This is a genomic window from Pigmentiphaga litoralis (assembly GCF_048632615.1).
GTDB lineage: Bacteria > Pseudomonadota > Gammaproteobacteria > Burkholderiales > Burkholderiaceae_B > Pigmentiphaga > Pigmentiphaga litoralis_B.
The window spans coordinates 3504489-3521933 of record NZ_CP184479.1; the positions used below are offsets into that span (position 1 = coordinate 3504489).

At 67.0% G+C, this 17445-nt stretch carries 18 protein-coding genes and 2 pseudogenes; 10 read left to right on the plus strand and 10 right to left on the minus strand.

Annotation, left to right across the window (positions count from 1 at the left end; translation table 11 throughout):
• Positions 1 to 103 precede the first annotated feature (103 nt).
• A complete protein-coding gene (locus ACNANG_RS15990; RefSeq protein WP_420227558.1) occupies positions 104 to 850 on the plus strand; it encodes a uracil-DNA glycosylase in 747 nt (248 codons plus the stop codon).
• 91 nt (positions 851 to 941) lie between these two features.
• On the opposite strand, the gene ACNANG_RS15995 is transcribed toward ACNANG_RS15990, so the two are convergent.
• The 6 genes from ACNANG_RS15995 to ACNANG_RS16020 form a co-directional block, all read right to left on the minus strand.
• Entirely contained in the window at positions 942 to 2726 is a 1785-nt protein-coding gene (locus tag ACNANG_RS15995) for a M61 family metallopeptidase (RefSeq protein WP_420223816.1), read from the minus strand.
• Between the two features lie 106 nt (positions 2727 to 2832).
• On the minus strand, positions 2833 to 3258 hold the full coding sequence (locus tag ACNANG_RS16000) for a nucleotidyltransferase family protein (protein WP_420223817.1): 426 nt from the start codon (positions 3256 to 3258) through the stop codon (positions 2833 to 2835).
• Positions 3219 to 3491: a hypothetical protein gene (locus ACNANG_RS16005; protein ID WP_420223818.1), complete on the minus strand. Its 273-nt coding sequence runs from the start codon at positions 3489 to 3491 to the stop codon at positions 3219 to 3221. The genes ACNANG_RS16000 and ACNANG_RS16005 overlap by 40 nt, the downstream gene beginning before the upstream one ends.
• A 55-nt stretch (positions 3492 to 3546) precedes the next feature.
• Positions 3547 to 4971, minus strand: coding sequence for an ATP-binding protein (locus ACNANG_RS16010; RefSeq protein WP_420223819.1), 1425 nt, complete (start codon positions 4969 to 4971; stop codon positions 3547 to 3549).
• 51 nt (positions 4972 to 5022) lie between these two features.
• Positions 5023 to 5694, minus strand: a complete 672-nt coding sequence (locus ACNANG_RS16015) for a response regulator (RefSeq protein ID WP_420223820.1) — start codon at positions 5692 to 5694, stop codon at positions 5023 to 5025.
• Between the two features lie 13 nt (positions 5695 to 5707).
• Positions 5708 to 6910 (minus strand): MFS transporter, encoded by a 1203-nt coding sequence (locus ACNANG_RS16020; protein WP_420223821.1) that lies wholly within the window; start codon positions 6908 to 6910, stop codon positions 5708 to 5710.
• Positions 6911 to 7116: 206 nt separating this feature from the next.
• Between ACNANG_RS16020 and rfaE2 the strand changes: the two are divergent.
• Positions 7117 to 7601 (plus strand): annotated as a pseudogene (gene rfaE2 / locus ACNANG_RS16025) (D-glycero-beta-D-manno-heptose 1-phosphate adenylyltransferase).
• 29 nt (positions 7602 to 7630) lie between these two features.
• Here rfaE2 and ACNANG_RS16030 read toward each other — a convergent pair.
• The 4 genes from ACNANG_RS16030 to ACNANG_RS16045 are packed head-to-tail and all read right to left on the minus strand — an operon-like array spanning position 7631 to position 10379.
• Positions 7631 to 8443, minus strand: a complete 813-nt coding sequence (locus tag ACNANG_RS16030; RefSeq protein WP_420223822.1) for a hypothetical protein — start codon at positions 8441 to 8443, stop codon at positions 7631 to 7633.
• Positions 8444 to 8455: 12 nt separating this feature from the next.
• Entirely contained in the window at positions 8456 to 9463 is a 1008-nt protein-coding gene (locus tag ACNANG_RS16035) for a type III pantothenate kinase (RefSeq protein WP_420223823.1), read from the minus strand.
• A 59-nt stretch (positions 9464 to 9522) separates the two neighbouring features.
• Positions 9523 to 10077 carry a biotin--[acetyl-CoA-carboxylase] ligase gene (locus ACNANG_RS16040; RefSeq protein WP_420223824.1) on the minus strand — a complete coding sequence of 185 codons (555 nt, stop codon included), beginning with the start codon at positions 10075 to 10077 and terminating at the stop codon, positions 9523 to 9525.
• The gene (locus ACNANG_RS16045) at positions 10029 to 10379 is read right to left on the minus strand and encodes a hypothetical protein (protein ID WP_420223825.1); all 351 of its coding nucleotides are present in this window, start codon (positions 10377 to 10379) and stop codon (positions 10029 to 10031) included. Before ACNANG_RS16045 ends, ACNANG_RS16040 begins: the two co-directional genes overlap by 49 nt.
• Before the next feature lie 130 nt (positions 10380 to 10509).
• On the opposite strand from ACNANG_RS16045, the gene ACNANG_RS16050 reads away from it, so the two are divergent.
• The 8 genes and pseudogenes from ACNANG_RS16050 (at position 10510) to lipA (ending at position 17282) form a co-directional block, all read left to right on the plus strand.
• Positions 10510 to 11640: a VanZ family protein gene (locus tag ACNANG_RS16050; RefSeq protein ID WP_420223826.1), complete on the plus strand. Its 1131-nt coding sequence runs from the start codon at positions 10510 to 10512 to the stop codon at positions 11638 to 11640.
• A gap of 13 nt (positions 11641 to 11653) precedes the next feature.
• Positions 11654 to 11971, plus strand: coding sequence for a (2Fe-2S) ferredoxin domain-containing protein (locus tag ACNANG_RS16055; protein WP_420223827.1), 318 nt, complete (start codon positions 11654 to 11656; stop codon positions 11969 to 11971).
• Positions 11972 to 12001: 30 nt separating this feature from the next.
• Positions 12002 to 12654: pseudogene (locus tag ACNANG_RS16060) on the plus strand (alpha/beta hydrolase).
• A gap of 179 nt (positions 12655 to 12833) precedes the next feature.
• The gene (locus tag ACNANG_RS16065) at positions 12834 to 14123 is read left to right on the plus strand and encodes a D-alanyl-D-alanine carboxypeptidase family protein (RefSeq protein WP_420223828.1); all 1290 of its coding nucleotides are present in this window, start codon (positions 12834 to 12836) and stop codon (positions 14121 to 14123) included.
• 16 nt (positions 14124 to 14139) lie between these two features.
• Positions 14140 to 15006: a D-amino acid aminotransferase gene (locus tag ACNANG_RS16070; RefSeq protein WP_420223829.1), complete on the plus strand. Its 867-nt coding sequence runs from the start codon at positions 14140 to 14142 to the stop codon at positions 15004 to 15006.
• A 2-nt stretch (positions 15007 to 15008) separates the two neighbouring features.
• On the plus strand, positions 15009 to 15293 hold the full coding sequence (locus ACNANG_RS16075; protein ID WP_420223830.1) for a DUF493 family protein: 285 nt from the start codon (positions 15009 to 15011) through the stop codon (positions 15291 to 15293).
• Positions 15294 to 15432: 139 nt separating this feature from the next.
• Positions 15433 to 16191, plus strand: a complete 759-nt coding sequence (lipB, locus tag ACNANG_RS16080; RefSeq protein ID WP_420227559.1) for a lipoyl(octanoyl) transferase LipB — start codon at positions 15433 to 15435, stop codon at positions 16189 to 16191.
• 62 nt (positions 16192 to 16253) lie between these two features.
• Positions 16254 to 17282: a lipoyl synthase gene (gene lipA / locus ACNANG_RS16085; protein WP_420223831.1), complete on the plus strand. Its 1029-nt coding sequence runs from the start codon at positions 16254 to 16256 to the stop codon at positions 17280 to 17282.
• Positions 17283 to 17445: the final 163 nt, after the last annotated feature.

Below are 17445 nucleotides of genomic sequence, written 5' to 3' on the forward strand. Positions count from 1 at the left end.
CCTAGAGGCGCCTGACGACAAGGACCAGGGCGGCGCAAAGCAGACGGGCAAGGCCGCCCGGACCCCCGCGCGCGCGCCCTCTGGGACGCCACCTTCCGCGACGTTGCAGGCGGCAACCGCTGCGCTATCCGCTGCCACTGCCGGCAACACGCTGGATTCCCCGCTGCGCGATCAGGTGGCGACGCTGCCCCAGTCGTGGCGATCGCTGCTGTCCGACGTCCTGACCTCGTCCACCTTCGATGCACTGGCGCATTTCGTGGATGCACGCCGTGAGGCGGGTGCGGTCATCTATCCGTCGCGGCCGTTCCGCGCATTGGATCTGGCGACGCCTGCGAACACGCGCGTCGTGATCCTTGGCCAGGACCCGTATCACGGTCCAGGCCAGGCGCAAGGCCTGTCGTTTTCCGTGCCCATGGGCTTCAAACGCCCGCCCAGTCTGCGCAACATCTTCAAGGAAGTGGCGGCGGACTTTGGCGGTAACCCGGTTGCATTCAACAACGATCTGACGCGGTGGGCCGAGCAGGGCGTGCTGTTGCTCAACACCGTGCTGACGGTGGAAGATGGCCAGCCGGCGTCGCATGCCAAACGCGGCTGGGAAGCGTTCACGGACGAGGTGATTGCGCAGGTCGCCCGCGAACCGGAACCCAAGGTGTTCATGTTGTGGGGATCGCACGCGCAGGCCAAGCAGGCCCTGCTGCCGGCCAACAGCGGGCATCTGGTGCTGATGTCGAACCATCCGTCGCCCCTGTCGGCCACGCGGCCGCCGGCCCCGTTCGTCGGGTGCGGGCATTTTGCCAAGGCCAATGCATGGCTGGAAGAACAGGGCCTGGCGCCGATCGACTGGCGCTGAAGACTGGCGCTGAATCGGCTGGCGCGGCAGGCCAGCGCATGGCTGCCCTGCGCCGATGCGTGCGGCGCGAAGGCCCGCGCCTTCATGCCCCTTACGCCGTCGCCGTCAGCACGCAATCGGTTGCGGGCGGCGCGGCCAGCTTCAGCCTGACGCTGCGCAGTTCATCGCGGCGGAAGGCATGCACCACCACCGTGTCGCCAGCGCGATAGCGCCCCAACACTTTGTCCAGATTGCTTGCCGTGACGCGCACGCCGTCGATGGCCACGATCACGTCATGGGCCGACAATCCGGCCTTGTGCGCCGGGCCTTTCTCGATCACCGCCGTCAGGCGCAAGTCATCGCCTTGCTTGCCGGTGCGCGCGCCGATCGATGGCAGGGCTGACGCCGCCTTCCATTGCACATTGATGCCCTGGCGGGCCAGCAGCGCTTCCAGCGGCGGGTCTTCGCGGCCTTCCACGTAGCGGGCAAGGAAGCCGGTGATGTCGACGCCGGTGGCTTCCTTGGCCAATTCGGCGATGGCATCTTCGGGTACGCCCAGGCCCGCGCCCTGGTAGAAGTCCCGGCCATACCGATCCCACAACAGGCGCATCAGGTCATCCAGGCTGCGGCGATTGCCCGTTTCGATGCGGATCGTCAGGTCCATCGCCAGCGCCACCAAGGACCCTTTGGTGTAGTAGCTGACGATGGCATTGACCGAGTTCTCGTCCTGCCGGTAGTACTTGGTCCAGGCATCGAAGGAACTGTCGGCCACCGACTGCTTGAGCCGGCCGGGCGATCCCAGCACCGAGGTGATGGTTTTGCCCAGGGTGCGCAGGTAGTCGCTCATCCCGATCACTTGCGTGCGCACCAGGAACAGGTCGTCGTAGTACGACGTGAAACCTTCGAACAGCCACAGCAGGCGCGTCGGATTTTCCTTGTCGAGGTCGTACGGCGCGAACACCGCCGGCTTGATGCGCTTGACGTTCCAGGTGTGGAAATATTCGTGGCTGACCAGCCCCAGGAAGTTGCGGTAGCCGTCGGTCTGGCCCGGCACGCCGCGTACGGGCAGGTCGCCGCGCGCCGTCATCAGCGCGGTCGATGCACGGTGTTCGAGACCGCCATAACCATCGCCCGTGACCATGGTCATGAACACATAGCGGTTCGAGCTGTCCAGAAAGGGCGCCTGGCGCGTGCGGGGTTCAAAGAAGGCAATCTGCGCGTCGCAGATGCGTTGCACGTCGTCCGACAGGCGTTCAAGATCCAGGTTGGGCATTGCGCCCGTGAACACCAGTTCGTGCGTGGCGCCATGCGCGGTGAACGTGGCGACCTGGGGCGTGCCCATTTCGATCGGATGGTCCAGCAGCGCGTCGTAGTCTGGTGCGCGGTACATGCCGAAGCCATGCCGCGGCGCGGCCTGCGCGTGGCCTTTGGCCTCGGGCAGGCTGGTGTAGACGCGCCAGGGCAGTTGCAAGGCGTCGCGAGGCGCTTGCAGATCGAGCAGGCAGGGCTGGCGTTCCTGGCCGTGCACACGCAAGAACACACTCGTGCCGTTGAAAAAGCCGTGCGTGTCGTCCAGATGCGCGGCGCGCACCGACAGGTCCCACGCGTAGATGACGCAGGTGATGACCAGCGGACCCCGGCAGGGCGCGGCTTTCCATGTGTGCTTGTCCAGCTTGTCCAGCGGCACGCGCCGGCCGCCCGCGCGGGCGTCGATGGTCTCGATGTTGCGCGCGAAGTCCCGGATCATGTAGCTGCCCGGGATCCAGGCGGGCAGGCTCAGCGTCTGGCCCGCGGGATCCGGATGCGGCACCGTCAGCACGACGGTGCAACGGTGGCCGGCGGGGTCGGACGGGGAAAGCTGATAGGTGATCGCGTCGTGCATCGAGGAATCGGTCATCGAGGTCGGGTTCCGTGAAGATGGCGATATGTTAGGGCAAGCGGCCGGCGGGATCGAATGGCGGCATGGATCCGCGGCGTCGGTTTACTCAGGCCGAGTTGCGTCGTCAGCCCATTGCGGTACGCCCGACGCGCGGCGTCGTCAGTGCCTCGGGCGTATCCACGTCGAACAGACAGCCGGGGTCGTCCACTTCGATCAGGGTCAACCGGCCGCGGATCAGGGACCGCGCGCCTTCATCTCCCTCCAGCGTGGCCAGCGATGCGCTCCAGTCCGACCCGAACAGCACCGGGTGCCCGCGCACGCCGCGGTAGGCCGGCGCCAGCACGCATTTGCGGCGGGTGGCGGCGGGCAGCTTGCGCCACACGTCCAGCAACCGCACGATGGTGGCGGTCGAAATGCGCGGCATGTCGGCGGGCATCACGCACCAGCAGGGCGGCTCGTTGCCGGCGGCGGCTTCGCGCGCGGTGGCCTGCATCACGGCTTGCGCGAGCGTCATGCCCATGCCTTCGGACGCGCGATCGCAGACCAGCACTTCGCATCCGGCCGCGGCCAATGCCTTGCCGACATCGGGCGAATGGGGGAGGTGGCCGCAAGGACGCGCAGTTGCGCGTTCTTCAGGGATAGTGCCGCGCCGACACAGACGGCATGGCCGTCGATGCGCGCGAGCAACTTGTTGCGGCTGGCGTCCGGCGAAAAGCGGGTGCCGCGTCCGCCGGCGAGCAAGAGGCCCAATACCGTACGGCCGCTGCTTGCTGAAAGGGTCATGCCAAAGTCTCCAGGGGTGGGGCGCCGCGGATGTCGCGCGTCCCGGGTCGTGCTGTTATCGGGGTCGGGAAGCGACGTCAGGAAGCGGGAAGCTCACCTGCACGCGCAACCCGCCAAGGGTGGGCGATCGATCGAGGACGATCGTCGCGCCATGTCTGTCGGCAATCGCCTTGACGATCGCCAGGCCCAGTCCGCTGCCGACACCGGTCGCGTCTGACGCGCGATAGAAGCGGTCGAAGACGCGTTCGCGGTCGGCTGCCGGAATGCCCGGGCCGCTGTCATCGACGGTCAGGATCGCGCCGGATGCCGGGGCCGCCGCAAGCGATGAAGGCGCGGGCGCGGTCGGACCATCGCCGGAGGGCAGGGCGGTTGCGTGACGGCGGATCGCCACGTCCACCCGGCCCGGCCCCGGCGTGTACTTCACTGCGTTGTCGATCAGGTTGCGCGCCAGCACGACCAATTCGTCATGGGGAAGGTAAATGCCGACGTCGTCGTCTTGCACCATCCCGACATTAATGTTGCGCGCCTGCGCCAGCGGCAGCACATCGGCAATGGCCACCCGCACCGCATCGCGTAGCGATGTGGCCGACGCGGGCAGGGATGTCGCGGGTGTCGCACCACCTTCCTGCCGCGCCAGCAACAGCAGTTGTTCGACCATATGCGTCGCCCGGTCGATGCCGGCGGCCAGCCGGCGCGTGGCCGTCTCGCGCGCCGGGTCGTCGGCCGCGCGCTGCAAGGACTGGATCTGCAGCTTGAGCGCGGCCAGCGGCGATCTCAGTTCGTGGGCGGCGTCGCCCACGAACCGCTTCTGCGTTGCAAACGCGTCCTGCACGCGCGACAGCAGCAGGTTCAGTTCATGGACCAGTGGCCGCACTTCGTCGGGCAGGCCCTGGTCACCGATGGGCGACAGGTCGTTGGCCTGACGGCTCGCCACCTGCCTGCGCGCGCGATCCACCGGCCGCAATGACACGCTGATGACCCACCACACCACCAGCATCAACAAGGGCGCCAGCGCGGCGATCGGCCACACGGCGCGCAAGGCCAGCGTACTTGCCATGCCCGTGCGCACGGCCATGTCCTGCGCGACCTGGATCACTTGCGATCGCGTCTGCAGCGAGAACACGCGATAGGTGGCCCCATGCCATTCCATGTCCGAAAAGCCGAGCACCGTCCGATCGGGCAAGGGCAGGCGCGGCGCGGACCGGAACACGCGAACGCCGTCGGGCGTCCAGACCTGGATCACCAGATCGCGGTCTTCGGGGATCTCACCGCCCTCGCCATTGCCAGGCAGGTTGGCGATGGGGTTGCCGGCGCTCAAGGAAAATGCCGTGCGCTGCAGGTGGTAGTCGAAGATCTCGTCCGCCTGCGCCAATGCGCCACGATAGGCGACGCCGCCTTGCACGATGGCGGTCAGAAGGATCGCGGCGAACAGGAAGAACAGCAGCCGCGCGCGCAGGGAATGGAGGATGGAGAACGTCATGCCGCGATCATCATGTTGGCGTAGTGATGCAGAAGCGTTGTGCTGGATTCGTCATGCCGCAGGGCCCGTCTTCGGCACCAGATACCCGACCCCGCGCACGTTCTGGATCAGGTCGTTGCCCAGTTTCTTGCGCAGACCATGCACATACACTTCGACCGCATTGCTGCTGATGTCGTCCTTCCAGCTGTACAGTTTTTCTTCCAGCTGTGCGCGGGACAGAATCATTCCCGGGCGCGCAAGCAGCGGCTCGAGCACCGCCCACTCGCGCGCCGTCAGGGTCACGGGCTGCCCGGCCACCAGCACCTCGCGTGTAGCCGGATGGATGCTGACCTCGCCATGCACATAGACCGGTTCGGCGCGGCCCGCGCTGCGCCGGATCAGTGCGCGGATGCGGGCCAGCAGTTCATCGACGTCATACGGCTTGACGACGTAATCGTCGGCGCCGGCATCCAGTCCGGCAATGCGCTGGTCGACGGCGTCGCGCGCGGTGGCGATCAACACGGGCAGGCGTTCCTGCCGGGCGCGCAGGTCACGCAGCACGCTCAGGCCATCCCTATCAGGGAGGCCCAGGTCCAGCAACACTAGGTCATAGTGCTCGGTGCGCAGCGCCGTATCGGCCTGGCCCGCGCGCTTGACCCAGTCCACCGCATAGTGTTCCGCGCGCAGCACATCCAGCACGGTCTCGCCGATCATGATGTCGTCTTCAACCAGCAGAATGCGCATGGGCAGGGAAGTCCTATCGTTTGTCCGTGAAAGCGTACAGCAGGGCCAGCACCGGCAAGGCCAATGCCACCCATAAGGTTGTCATCCATCCGCCATGGGCATAGGTCCAGACGCCCAGGGTCGAACCGGCTGCGCCGCCCGCGAAGAACAACGCCATGAAGACGCCGTTCACCCGGCTGCGCACGTCGGCGCCAATGGAGAATATGACCCGCTGACTCAGGATCAAGTTCGCGGACACGCCCATATCGATGACGATGGCGGTGACGACCAGGGCGGCCAGCGCGCCCGGCATGGATGGAGGCACAAGAATCGCCAGCAGCAGCGCGGCAGCCACCAGGCCCAATGCCAGGAAGGTGCCCGAGCGGACCAAGCCGCGATCCGCCAGGCGTCCTGCGACGGGCGCCGCCACGGCGCCGGCCACGCCGGCCAGCGCGAACAATGCGATCTGCGACTGCGACATGCCGAAGGCCGGACTGGCCAGCAGCAGTGGCACGGTGGTCCAGAACAGGCTGAAGGTGCCGAACGCGAACACGTGATAGACCGCGCGGCGGCGCAGCAGTGCCGACGTGCGAAGCAGGTTCCACATCGACCGCAGCAGGGCCGGATAGGCCATGCTGGATTGGGGCTGTCGGCGGGGCAGGGTGCGCAGCAGGAAGCCCGCCAGCAACAGATTGGCCACGGCCGATCCGGCAAACACGGCATGCCAGCCGAACACGTCGGCCACCAGGCTGGCGATGGGGCGGGCCAGCATGATGCCGGCAAACAGCCCGCTCATGACGTTGCCCACCACGCGCCCGCGCGTGGCCTCGGGCGCGAGGTTCGCGGCAAACGGCACCAGGATCTGCGCCACGACCGAGCCCAGTCCCACGCATACCGACGCGGCCAGGAACACGGGCGTGGAACGCGCGAAGGCAGTCACGGCCAGTGCGCCCGCCGTCAGCATCAATACCCCCACCACCAGCTTGCGATTTTCCAGCCGGTCTCCCAGGGGCACCAGGAACAGCAGGCCCAGCACATAGCCGATCTGCGTCAACGTGACGATGACCCCGGCGACTTCTGGCGGGAGCTTCAAGTCGCCGCTGATGGGACCGATCAGCGGCTGCGCGTAATACAGATTGGCGACGATGATGCCGCAGGCAACGGCCAGCAATAGCGTGGTCCAGCCCGACATGGGACGAGCGGCGGGCGCGGCGGAAGAAGCGAGGGGAGCGGACATGGACGTTGACGGCGTGAAGACGCGAGGGATGGGTACAGGGGGCGGAGCGGTCGGGTGCGCGCGGGTCGGCACGCATGGATCCGCATGCGGACGTCAGTGCCTGGCGTGGCGTGCAGGATGGGCGCAGCGCCATAGTACCCGCCGGGGCGGCACTACAATGGCCGCTTCCTTTCGCCATGTACGCTTTTGTTTCAGGGACTTTGCCCGTGCCGGCCCGTTACGAATCCAAGATCCTGACCCCCCAGGCCTGCGCCGAGGCTATCGCGCACCAGCGCTGGCCGCGCCCGCTGGTGTTCACCAACGGCGTGTTCGACATCCTGCATCGCGGTCATGTGACCTATCTGGATGCCGCCGCGCAATTGGGCAGTGCACTGATTGTTGCGATCAACACCGATGCGTCGGCGCGCCGGCTGGGCAAGGGACCTGACCGCCCGCTGAATACCGAAGCCGATCGCGCCGCCTTGCTGGCCGCGCTGGCCTGTGTCGATGCCGTGACCTGGTTCGATGAAGACACGCCCGAAGCGCTGATTGCGCTGCTGCGGCCGGACTTGATCGTGAAGGGGGCGACTACGATATGGAGACGCTGCCCGAGACGCATCTGGTGCGCAGCTGGGGAGGCGATGCCGTCGCGATCGACTTCGAACATGACCGGTCGACGACGCGGCTGGTGAAGAAGATCCGGGGCGAGTAACGCCAGGCGCGGACGGCGGGGGCTTGCTGTCAGCAGCTGCCGACGGTCTGCCGTGTGAACGTTGCGCGCGCGGCCTGCAGCGCCTGCTGCTGAGCGGCCGTCGCGTTGCGCACCACCAGCCATGAACGGATGGTGCCGCCGGGCCGGGTCACCACCTTGGCATTGCGCACGCCTTGGCCTTGCAGCATGTCGACCTGGCGGTGCGCGCTGTCTTCGTTGCGGAAGACGCCCAGCGAAATCGCATTCTGGTAAGGACCGGCTTCCTGGATCACGAACAGGTCCTTCACGCCACGGCGGTTGAGCTGGATCGCGGCAGCCTGCGCGGCGTCCGCATCGGCAAATGCCGGCACGATCACCATCCAGTTCGGCCGGTCGCCGATGCGGCGGATGTCGGCGCGGGCGCCGGTCAGGCGTTCTTCGGCCCAGCGCTGCGCGGCGGGCAGTTCAGCGTCGCTGAAGCTGCCCCATTCCAGGCAGGCAAGGGTCGCCGTGGATGCCGCGCTGGCGGCGGTGGACGCATCGGGCGCGGGGGTGGCCGACGTGCCTGCCGCCTGCGGTGCGGTGGCGGGCACCAGCACGGCGGCGGCGCCGGAACCGGCCGTAGCGGCGGGTCCCCCGGCGGGTGCGGCGGTTGCCGCGCTTCCCGATTCCGGTCCGGATGACCGCGGCCCTGTTTCATTCACGCCCGGCATCCGGGGCACTTCGATCGCTTCTTCGCGGATCTGCTGGTTCAGCCGCGCCGGCTCGCGCCCGCGTTGCGACTTGGCCTGGCCGAACCAGCCGTGGCCGATACCGAACAGGGCCAGGTTGGCGAGGAGCAACACGACGAACACACTACGCATGGCGGGCAGATTTCACGAACGGTGGGAAGACGGGGAATGCGCGTCGGCCTCGGCCACACACGCCAGGCCGTCCAACACCGGATTATCGACCACACGGATGATCTGCGTCGATCCAATGGCGCCCAGCAAGTGTTGTACTTCCGTCGCAATGGACAGCCAGGCCCCGCCGCTGACGTGCAGCAGCGGCGGCCGGCCGTACCGGTCGCGCACGGCCAGCCACTGCCGCGCCACCGCGCCCGCCTGGGCCGCTGCCACGCCAGAGGCAATGGCATCGTGCGTGTCGCCGGGAAAAGGCTGGATGTGGCCTTCCGCCGCGGGCAGGTTGGCGGTGCCGGTAGCCAGCGACCGCCGCATCATGTCGCGGCCCGGCAGGATCATGCCGCCCACGAAATGGCCGGTGGCGTCGATGGTGTCGAGCGTGGTGGCCGTGCCGAAGTGGGCAAGGAGATGCTCGGTGGGTAGGGGCGCCGTGGTCAGGAAAGCCGCCCGCTGTGCGCAGGCCCAGATGCCCACCATGCCCAGCCACCGGTCCGGTCCCAGGCGGGTCGGTTCGCGATAGCCATTGACCAGGCCCAGCCGGGATGCCGTGGCGGCCTGCCACTGGATGACCGCCCCACGGGCGGCCAGCAGGTCGTCCAGCATGCGCTGCACGGCCGGGCCAGCGACATTGCTGCCGAGTACGGCGGAGAAAGCGGGAGCTGCGCCACCCGGCGCAGCGGTGACGCCACTCGGCGCAGCGGTAACACCACTCGGCGCAGCGGTAACACCACCCGGCGTAGCGGTAACGCCACTCGGCGCGACAACATGCCCATCCAAGGCACGCGTACTGCCTTGCGTAACGCCTTCCTCGCCCAGCACCCTATCCAGCCAGGCCGCGATCGCCTCGGCCTCGTCGTACGAAAACGCCGTCTGCATCGTTTCACGCGGCGCGGGCGACGCCGAATAATCGCGCTCGCGCCGCAGCCCGAACTTGACCCGGGTATTGCCCGCGTCGATCAGCAAAGCGGTCAATGCAGGCACAGGCGGGTCCCGGCGACTTGCCCCGCTACCCGCCCCCGCCGACGGCAGCCCTTGCGCCGTCATGCGCTGCGCACCGACACGTCGCCCACCGTCACGGCGCGCAGCCCTTCCGTGGTCGACACCTGCAGCCGGCCGGTCGCGTCGATCCCGCTGGCCATGCCCTCGAACAAAACGTTGCCGCCATCCAGCACCCGCACCGTGTGCCCGGCCAGCGCGTCCTGCCGCGCAAATCGGGTCACGAACGGGGCGAAACCTTCCGCCGCGTACGTATCGATCGCGCCGCGCCAGGCCTGGGCGATCGCCGCCACCAGATCGGCGGGATCGGCCTGCCCACCGGTCATCGACCAATCGGCAACCGCCCGGCCCAGATGGGTGGACAGCGCCGCGCCGCCGCGCAGGTTCAGGCCGATACCCAGCACCAGCCCGATCTGGTGCGGCGCGGCGCGCCGCCCCGCCGGCAGGCTGACGGTTTCGGGCAGGATGCCGGCCAGCTTGGCGCTGCCCCACTGCAGGTCATTGGGCCATTTGACCGTAACGGGCTGGGCGGCGGCCGGCAGGAAGCGGTTCAGGGCTTCGCACGCCGCCACGCCCGCCACCACCGACAGCGGTGGCAACTGCGCGGGGGCAGCCGGGTATTCAGGGCGCACGAAAAGAGGAGGGCGTCCCCCGCCTGGGTGCGCCACGGGCGGCCGGCACGTCCACGGCCGGCGGTCTGCAGGTCGGCGCCACGCAGCAACGGGCCGCGCCAGTCGGCCAGCGCCGCGCGCGTGGCGCGCTGCAGATCGGCGTTGGTCGAGGCGGTTTCGGTCACCCAGCTGACATCGTGCCAGTCTGGCAACCGCCGCGCGACGCGGTCGGCAAAGAGGTTCGGGGTGGGGGACGCAGGGTCCCCGGCAGAGGCGGAAGACGCGAACATGGGCGGGATTGTAGGCCGCAACGCCGGGCCGTACCCGGTTTTTCCCGAGGCGGCTACGGTTGGGCAAGAACGACACGCCGACTCCACGTAAACTTAGGGGCATGTCGCAAATGCATGTCATTCATCTTTCATGAACATCGTTGGCCCTGCGGCCGAGCCGGCGCCTCCGGCACTCGGCCACGCCGCGCCGCTGGCCCGGCTGGCGCTGTTGATCGTGCTGCTGCTGGTCGCCTACGCCAGCCTGTATCCCTTTACCGACTGGATGGACGTCGGGGTGCCTGCATTCGCCTATCTGAAGGCGCCGTGGCCCCGCTATTGGGTCGGTTCGGAAATCGCCGCCAACGTCGCCGCCTACTTCCCGGCGGGGGCCCTGTTCGTCTGGGCCGTCTACCCGCATTGCCGGGGCGCGCTGGCCGTGCTGCTGGCCGTGCTGGTGTGCGGCGGTGTTTCCGGCGGCCTGGAAGCGCTGCAGACCTTCCTGCCCGACCGCATCTCGTCCAATGTGGACCTGGCCGCCAACGCGGCAGGGGCGTTGCTGGGCGCGCTGGTGGGCGTCGCCACGGCCCGCCGGCTGATCGGCCACAGCGCACTGCTCAAGTGGCGCCTGCGCTGGTTCCTGCCCGACGCGGGCCCGGCGCTGATCCTGGCCGCGCTGTGGGTGATCGTGCAGGTGCCGCGTCAACCCATGTTGTTCGGCACCGGTGAATTCTGGCTGCTGCTTGGCGACTGGGCCGCCTTCCCGGCCGAACTGGTGGCCGAGTTCTGGGCCCCCGCCCCCATGCAGCGGATCTGGGCCGAGCAGATCTGCACGGCCGTCGCCACGGTGGGCGCTTCCATGCTGCTGCTTCACAGCGCCAAACCGGTGACTGCGCGCGGCGTGCTGCCCGTCGCCCTGGTGGTGCTGGCGCTGACCATCAAGGTGCTGTTGCAGCCGCTGGCCATTCCGGGACTCGATCCGGCCATCTGGCTGACCGAAGGCGCGGTGGTGGGCGGCTGCGTTGGCGTGGCTTTCGCGGTACTGTTGTCGTATGTGCCGAACGGTGTCCAGCGTGGCCTGGGCATCGCCGCGCTGGTCGCGCAACTTGCGATCGTCAACCTGTTTCCGGCCGATCAGTACTTCGGCATGTCGACCGTGTTCCGCGCCGGATGGCTGCATCTGGAATCGCTCACGCTTGGCCTGTCGGTGATCTGGCCCGTCGCGGCGCTGGTCTGGCTGACGCGTCCGCATCGGACCCCCGTCATTGCCGCTCCCCCTCTTTGAAGGACGCCTGTCCATGAGTTCCTACTACAAACATCATGTGTTTTTCTGTCTGAACGAGCGCGAGGAAAAAGCCTCGCGCCCAAGTTGTGCCCGCCGCGACGCGCAGGCCATGCAGGAATACGCCAAGAAGCGCATCAAGTCCCTGGGCCTCTCGGGCAAGGGTGAAGTCCGCATCAACAAGGCGGGCTGTCTGGACCGCTGCGAAGAGGCGCCCGTGCTGGTCGTCTACCCCGAGGGCGTCTGGTATACGTACGTCGACAAAAGCGATATCGACGAGATCATCGATTCGCACTTCGTCAAAGGTCAGCCGGTCGAACGGCTGATGATCTGAAACCGCTTCCACCCTGTTTTCCGGACACGCATGCCAGCTTCTTCCGAGACCATTACCTTCACCGGCCAGGCCGGCGTCATTGACTGCGCGCTGGATATCCCCGACGGCGGGATGGCCGGCGCCATCGGCTGGGCGCTGGTGCTGCATCCCCATCCGCTGTTTGGCGGCACGCGCGACAACAAGGTGGTGACGACCCTGTCGCGCGCCTGCGTGCAGGAAGGCTACGTAACGGTGCGGCCGAATTTCCGCGGCATCGGCAAGTCCGAAGGCGTGTTCGACAACGGCCTTGGCGAAGCGCTGGACATGGCGGATCTGGTGGACCAGTTCCGCGAACGCCATCCGGCCCTGGCCGGGGGCGTTTTGCGCTGGCGGGCTTCTCGTTCGGCAGCGCCGTGGCAAGCCAGGTGTTTGCGGCCTGCGGTCCCGACAGCCCGCGTGGCCTGCCGGTGTCGGCGCTGATGCTGCTTGGCACTGCGGCCAGCCGCTTCCAGGTCGCCACCGTGCCCGAAGACACGCTGGTGATCCATGGCGAGCAGGACGACACGGTGCCGCTGTCATCCGTCATGGACTGGGCGCGGCCGCAATCGCTGCCCGTCACCGTCATCCCCGGTGCGGGCCATTTTTTCCACGGCAATCTGACCATCGTCAAACGCCTGGTACTGGCGCACCTGACACGCCCCTGATTTGGCAACAGTAGCAATCCGTTGCATTCCCCGGCCGGATCCGCGCCGGACCCCGGCTGGCCGGGGTGCCTATAATCGGTCTTTTCCATCTCGCATGCCGGGTCAAGCGATCCCGTCGTCCCTGGCTTCGTACCGCCGGCCGGCGCCCAGTCCCGCATGCACGACTCGAATTCTCCCCCATGAATCTGCGTTCCACTCTGGGTGCCACAGGTCGTCGATACGCCCTGACCGCCCTGGCTTCGGCCATGCTCGTCACGTCCACCGCACTGCCTGCCGCCTTTGCCGCAGCGCCGACTCCGACCGCACCCGCCACCGCCGCCGGCCCCGCCGCGGCGCCGGCCGCCACCACGTCAACGGCGCAGCCCAGCGCGCCGTCGATGTCATCGGTGGGCCTGCTGTCGGCCATCCCGGCGCCGGCCATCGCGGCCCGGTCGTGGGTGACGATCGACGTGACCAGCGACCAGGTGCTGGCCGAGGACCGTGCCGACGAACGGGTGGAACCTGCGTCGCTGACCAAGGTGATGTCGGCCTATCTGGTCTTCAACGCGCTGAAGGAAAAACGCCTGACGCTGGACCAGACCATCAACGTGTCGCAAAAGGCCTGGCGCACGGGCGGCTCGCGCATGTTCATCGAGCCGCGCAAGCCGGTCACGGTCGACGAACTGATCCGCGGCATGATCATCCAGTCAGGCAACGATGCCACGGTGGCCCTGGCCGAAGCCGTGTCGGGAACCGAAGAAGCCTTCGCCACGCTGATGAACCAGGAGGCCCTGCGCCTGGGTCTGAACAACACGCACTTCGTGAATTCGACCGGCCTGCCCGATCCGACGCACGTGACCACCGCGCGCGACCTGGCGCTGCTGGCCAAGCGCCTGATCCAGGACCACCCGGCGTACTACTCGACGTACTACAAGGAACGTCAGTTCACGTACAACAAGATTTCGCAGCCGAACCGCAACCGCCTGCTGTTCCTGGATCCGTCGGTCGATGGCATGAAGACGGGTCATACCGATGCGGCCGGCTACTGCCTGATCGCATCGGCCATGCGCGGCGATCGCCGTATCCTGACCGTGATGGTCGGCGCCGCAAGTGAGCACTCGCGCTCGCAGGAAAGCCTGAAGCTGATGAACTGGAGCTTCCAGAACTTCGACACCGTGCGGGTGTACGCGGCCAACCAGGCCGTGGCCGAACCGCCCGTGTGGAAGGGCAGCGCCAAGACCGCCAAGCTGGGCTCGCCGCAGCCGATCTGGGTGACGGTGCCGCGCGGCCAGGCCGGCAACATCAAATCGGGAATCGAACGCACCGATCCGCTGGTGGCCCCGTTGCTCCCGGGCCAGCAAGTGGGTACGCTCAAGCTCACGCTGAACGACAAGCCGGTGCGCGAAGTGCCGCTGGTCGTGCTGGAGCCTGTCGAGCTGGCCGGCATCTTTGGCCGCGCCTTCGACGCCATGCGTCTCTGGTTCAAATAATCTTCAAGGAAACGGGATGATCGACGGGATCACGGGCGACCCACTGGTCTATCTGAACGGCGCGTGGTCGCCACTGTCGGAAGCAAAGATCTCGGTGCTCGACCGGGGCTTCATTTTCGGCGACGGCATCTACGAAGTCGTGCCGGTCTACCACCGCAAGCCGTTCCGCATGAGCCATCACCTGGCTCGCCTGGAACGCAGCCTGGGCGCGCTGCGCATCCGCAACCCGCACACCCTGGTGGAGTGGGAAGACCTGGTCAGCCAGCTGATTGCCAGTTCGCCCGCCGACGACCAGTTCGTCTACCTGCAGGTCACCCGCGGCGTGGCCAAGCGCGATCACGCCTTCCCGACCCACGACGTGACGCCTACCGTGTTCGGCATGACGTCGCCGTTCACGCGGCCCGATGCGCGTCAACGCGAGCACGGCGTCAGCGTCGTCAGCATGCCCGACGAACGCTGGCTGCATTGCGAGATCAAGTCCACGTCGCTGCTGGGCAACGTGCTGGCCAAGCAGTACGCTGTGGATCATCAGGCTCAGGAAGTCGTGATGTTCCGCGACGGCTTCCTGTCGGAAGGGTCGTCAAGCAACATCTGGGTGGTGAAAGACGGGGCGATCATCGCGCCGCTCAAGAACCACCTGATCCTCGAAGGCATCCGCTACGGGTTCATCGAAGGCCTTGCCGCCGCGCGCGGCCTGCCGATCGACATTCGTCCCGTTTCCGAAGCCGAAGTGCAAGCGGCCGACGAATTGATGTTGTCGTCGGCCACCAAAGAAATCCTGCCCATCGTGTCCTACAACGGCCAGCCGGTCGGCACCGGAAAACCCGGACCGGTCTATGCGCGGCTGCGCAAGGAATACGACGAGGCCATTGCGGCGTTGTGATCATGGACAAAATCGAATCCCCTGACGACCGGACCTCGTTGATCGAGTATCCGTCGGACTTTCCCATCAAGGTGATGGGTCAGCACCACCCCGAATTCGCGGCCACGCTGACCGAAGTCGTGCTGCGTCACGACCCGGTCTTCGACCCCGCCACGGTGGAAATGCGGCCGAGCAAGGGTGGCAATTACCTGGGCCTCACCTTCACCGTGCGCGCCACGTCGCGTGAACAGCTCGATGCGCTCTATCAGGAATTGAGCGGCCACCCGATGGTCAAGATCGTCCTGTGATGATTGGCGTCGGATGCAGGCCAGGGCGGCGGGCGGGGGCACGGCCTGCTGTGGTGGCGTCTGTCTGGATGGCGACGGCTTCACTGGCGAATGTTCCTGTGCTGCCTGCCTCCGTGGTGCCTGCTTCGGTTGCGGCATGCTGATCCGCTGGCTGCCCCGTCCCTCCGATTACCAGACCACCTGGGAAGCGATGCGCGCCTTCACGGCGGCACGCACGCCCGACACGCCCGATGAACTGTGGCTGGTGGAACATTCCCCCGTCTATACGCAGGGCTTGGCTGGCAAACCCGAGCATCTGCTGGCGCCCAGTCACATTCCGGTCGTGCAAAGCGACCGGGGCGGCCAGGTGACCTATCACGGGCCCGGTCAGGTGGTGGCCTACGTGCTGCTGGACCTGCGGCGCACGGGTTATTTCGTGAAGGAATACGTGTCGCGCGTGGAACAGGCGCTGATCGATACCCTGGCGGAATTCGGCGTCCACGACGCGCAGCGCAAGGCCGGCGCGCCGGGGGTCTACGTGCCGTGGCCGCGGCCGTCGGCGGGACTGCCGCGGACCCCTGGCGAGCTTCCCGGCGCTACCGCCGATGCCGGCCCGGCCGCTGCCGCCCACCCGCTCGAACTGGCCAAAATCGCGGCCCTCGGCATCAAGGTACACAAGCACTGCACCTATCACGGGCTGGCGCTGAATGTGGCGATGGACCTGTCGCCCTTCGACGGCATCAACCCGTGCGGCTACGCCGGCCTGCGCACAGTGGACCTTGCCGCCTGCGGAGTTCAGATGGACCTGGTCACGGCAGGCGACCGGCTGGCCGCCCATCTGGCCACCCAGCTGCTGGCGCCCACTGGCGAGGCGTCCCGCAGTGCAACAACGCGGGACCCCTTGGCGGCGGTAGAATAAGGGGTTATCACCAATCACAGCCCCCGGTTCTACCCCGGCCCCGCTGTTCAGGAACACCAGCCATGAGCTCTGTAGTCGATACGTCCGTTGATGCGGCCAGCGCGGCCACCCCCGCCGAACCCGTCATCATCAACAAGTCCTACGACCCGCTTAAGAAGCAGAAGTCGGAGGCCAAGATCTCCCGCATTCCCGTCAAGGTGGTCGCGGCCGAAAAGCTGAAAAAGCCCGATTGGATCCGCGTGCGCGCTGCTTCGCCGGGTTCGCGTTTCTACGAGATCAAACAGATCCTGCGCGAACACAAGCTGCACACCGTGTGCGAAGAAGCGTCATGTCCAAACATCGGCGAATGCTTCGGCAAGGGTACCGCCACGTTCATGATCATGGGCGACAAGTGCACCCGCCGCTGCCCCTTCTGTGACGTCGGCCACGGCCGCCCCGACCCGCTCGACACCGACGAGCCGCTCAATCTCGCCCGCACCATCGGCGCCATGAAGTTGAACTACGTCGTGATCACGTCGGTCGATCGCGACGACCTGCGCGACGGCGGTGCCGCCCACTTTGTCGAGTGCATCCAGAAGACGCGCGAACTGTCGCCCACCACCCGCATCGAAGTGCTGGTGCCCGACTTCCGCGGCCGCCTGGACCGCGCCCTGGCCATCCTGAACGCCGGTCCGCCCGACGTCATGAACCACAATCTGGAAACCGTGCCGCGCCTGTACAAGCAGGCGCGCCCGGGGTCGGACTACAAGCATTCGCTCAAGCTGCTGGCCGACTTCAAGGCGCTGCACCCGAATGTCCCGACCAAGTCCGGCCTGATGCTGGGCCTGGGCGAGACCGACGAGGAAATCCTGGAAGTCATGCGCGACATGCGCGCGCACAACGTCGACATGCTGACCATCGGCCAGTATCTGCAGCCGTCGGAACATCACCTGCCGGTGTTGCGGTATGTTCACCCAGACACGTTCAAGATGTTCGAACGTGAAGCCTATGCGATGGGGTTCACCCATGCGGCGGTGGGCGCCATGGTGCGCTCGTCGTACCACGCCGACGAACAGGCCCATGCGGCGGGTGTGGCGGATTCCTTGAACTGACCTGCCTAGGGCATTGCCCCTGTGCACGAGCGCAGGGCGTGCGCGAAACAAGCGGCCTTCGGGCCGCTTTTTTGTTGCCGGGTTGTCGGCGCGCCCGCCACAGGGTGGGATGAAGAATGAGAATCATTGCTATACACTTGCGGTGCCCAAGCAATCAGCGTGA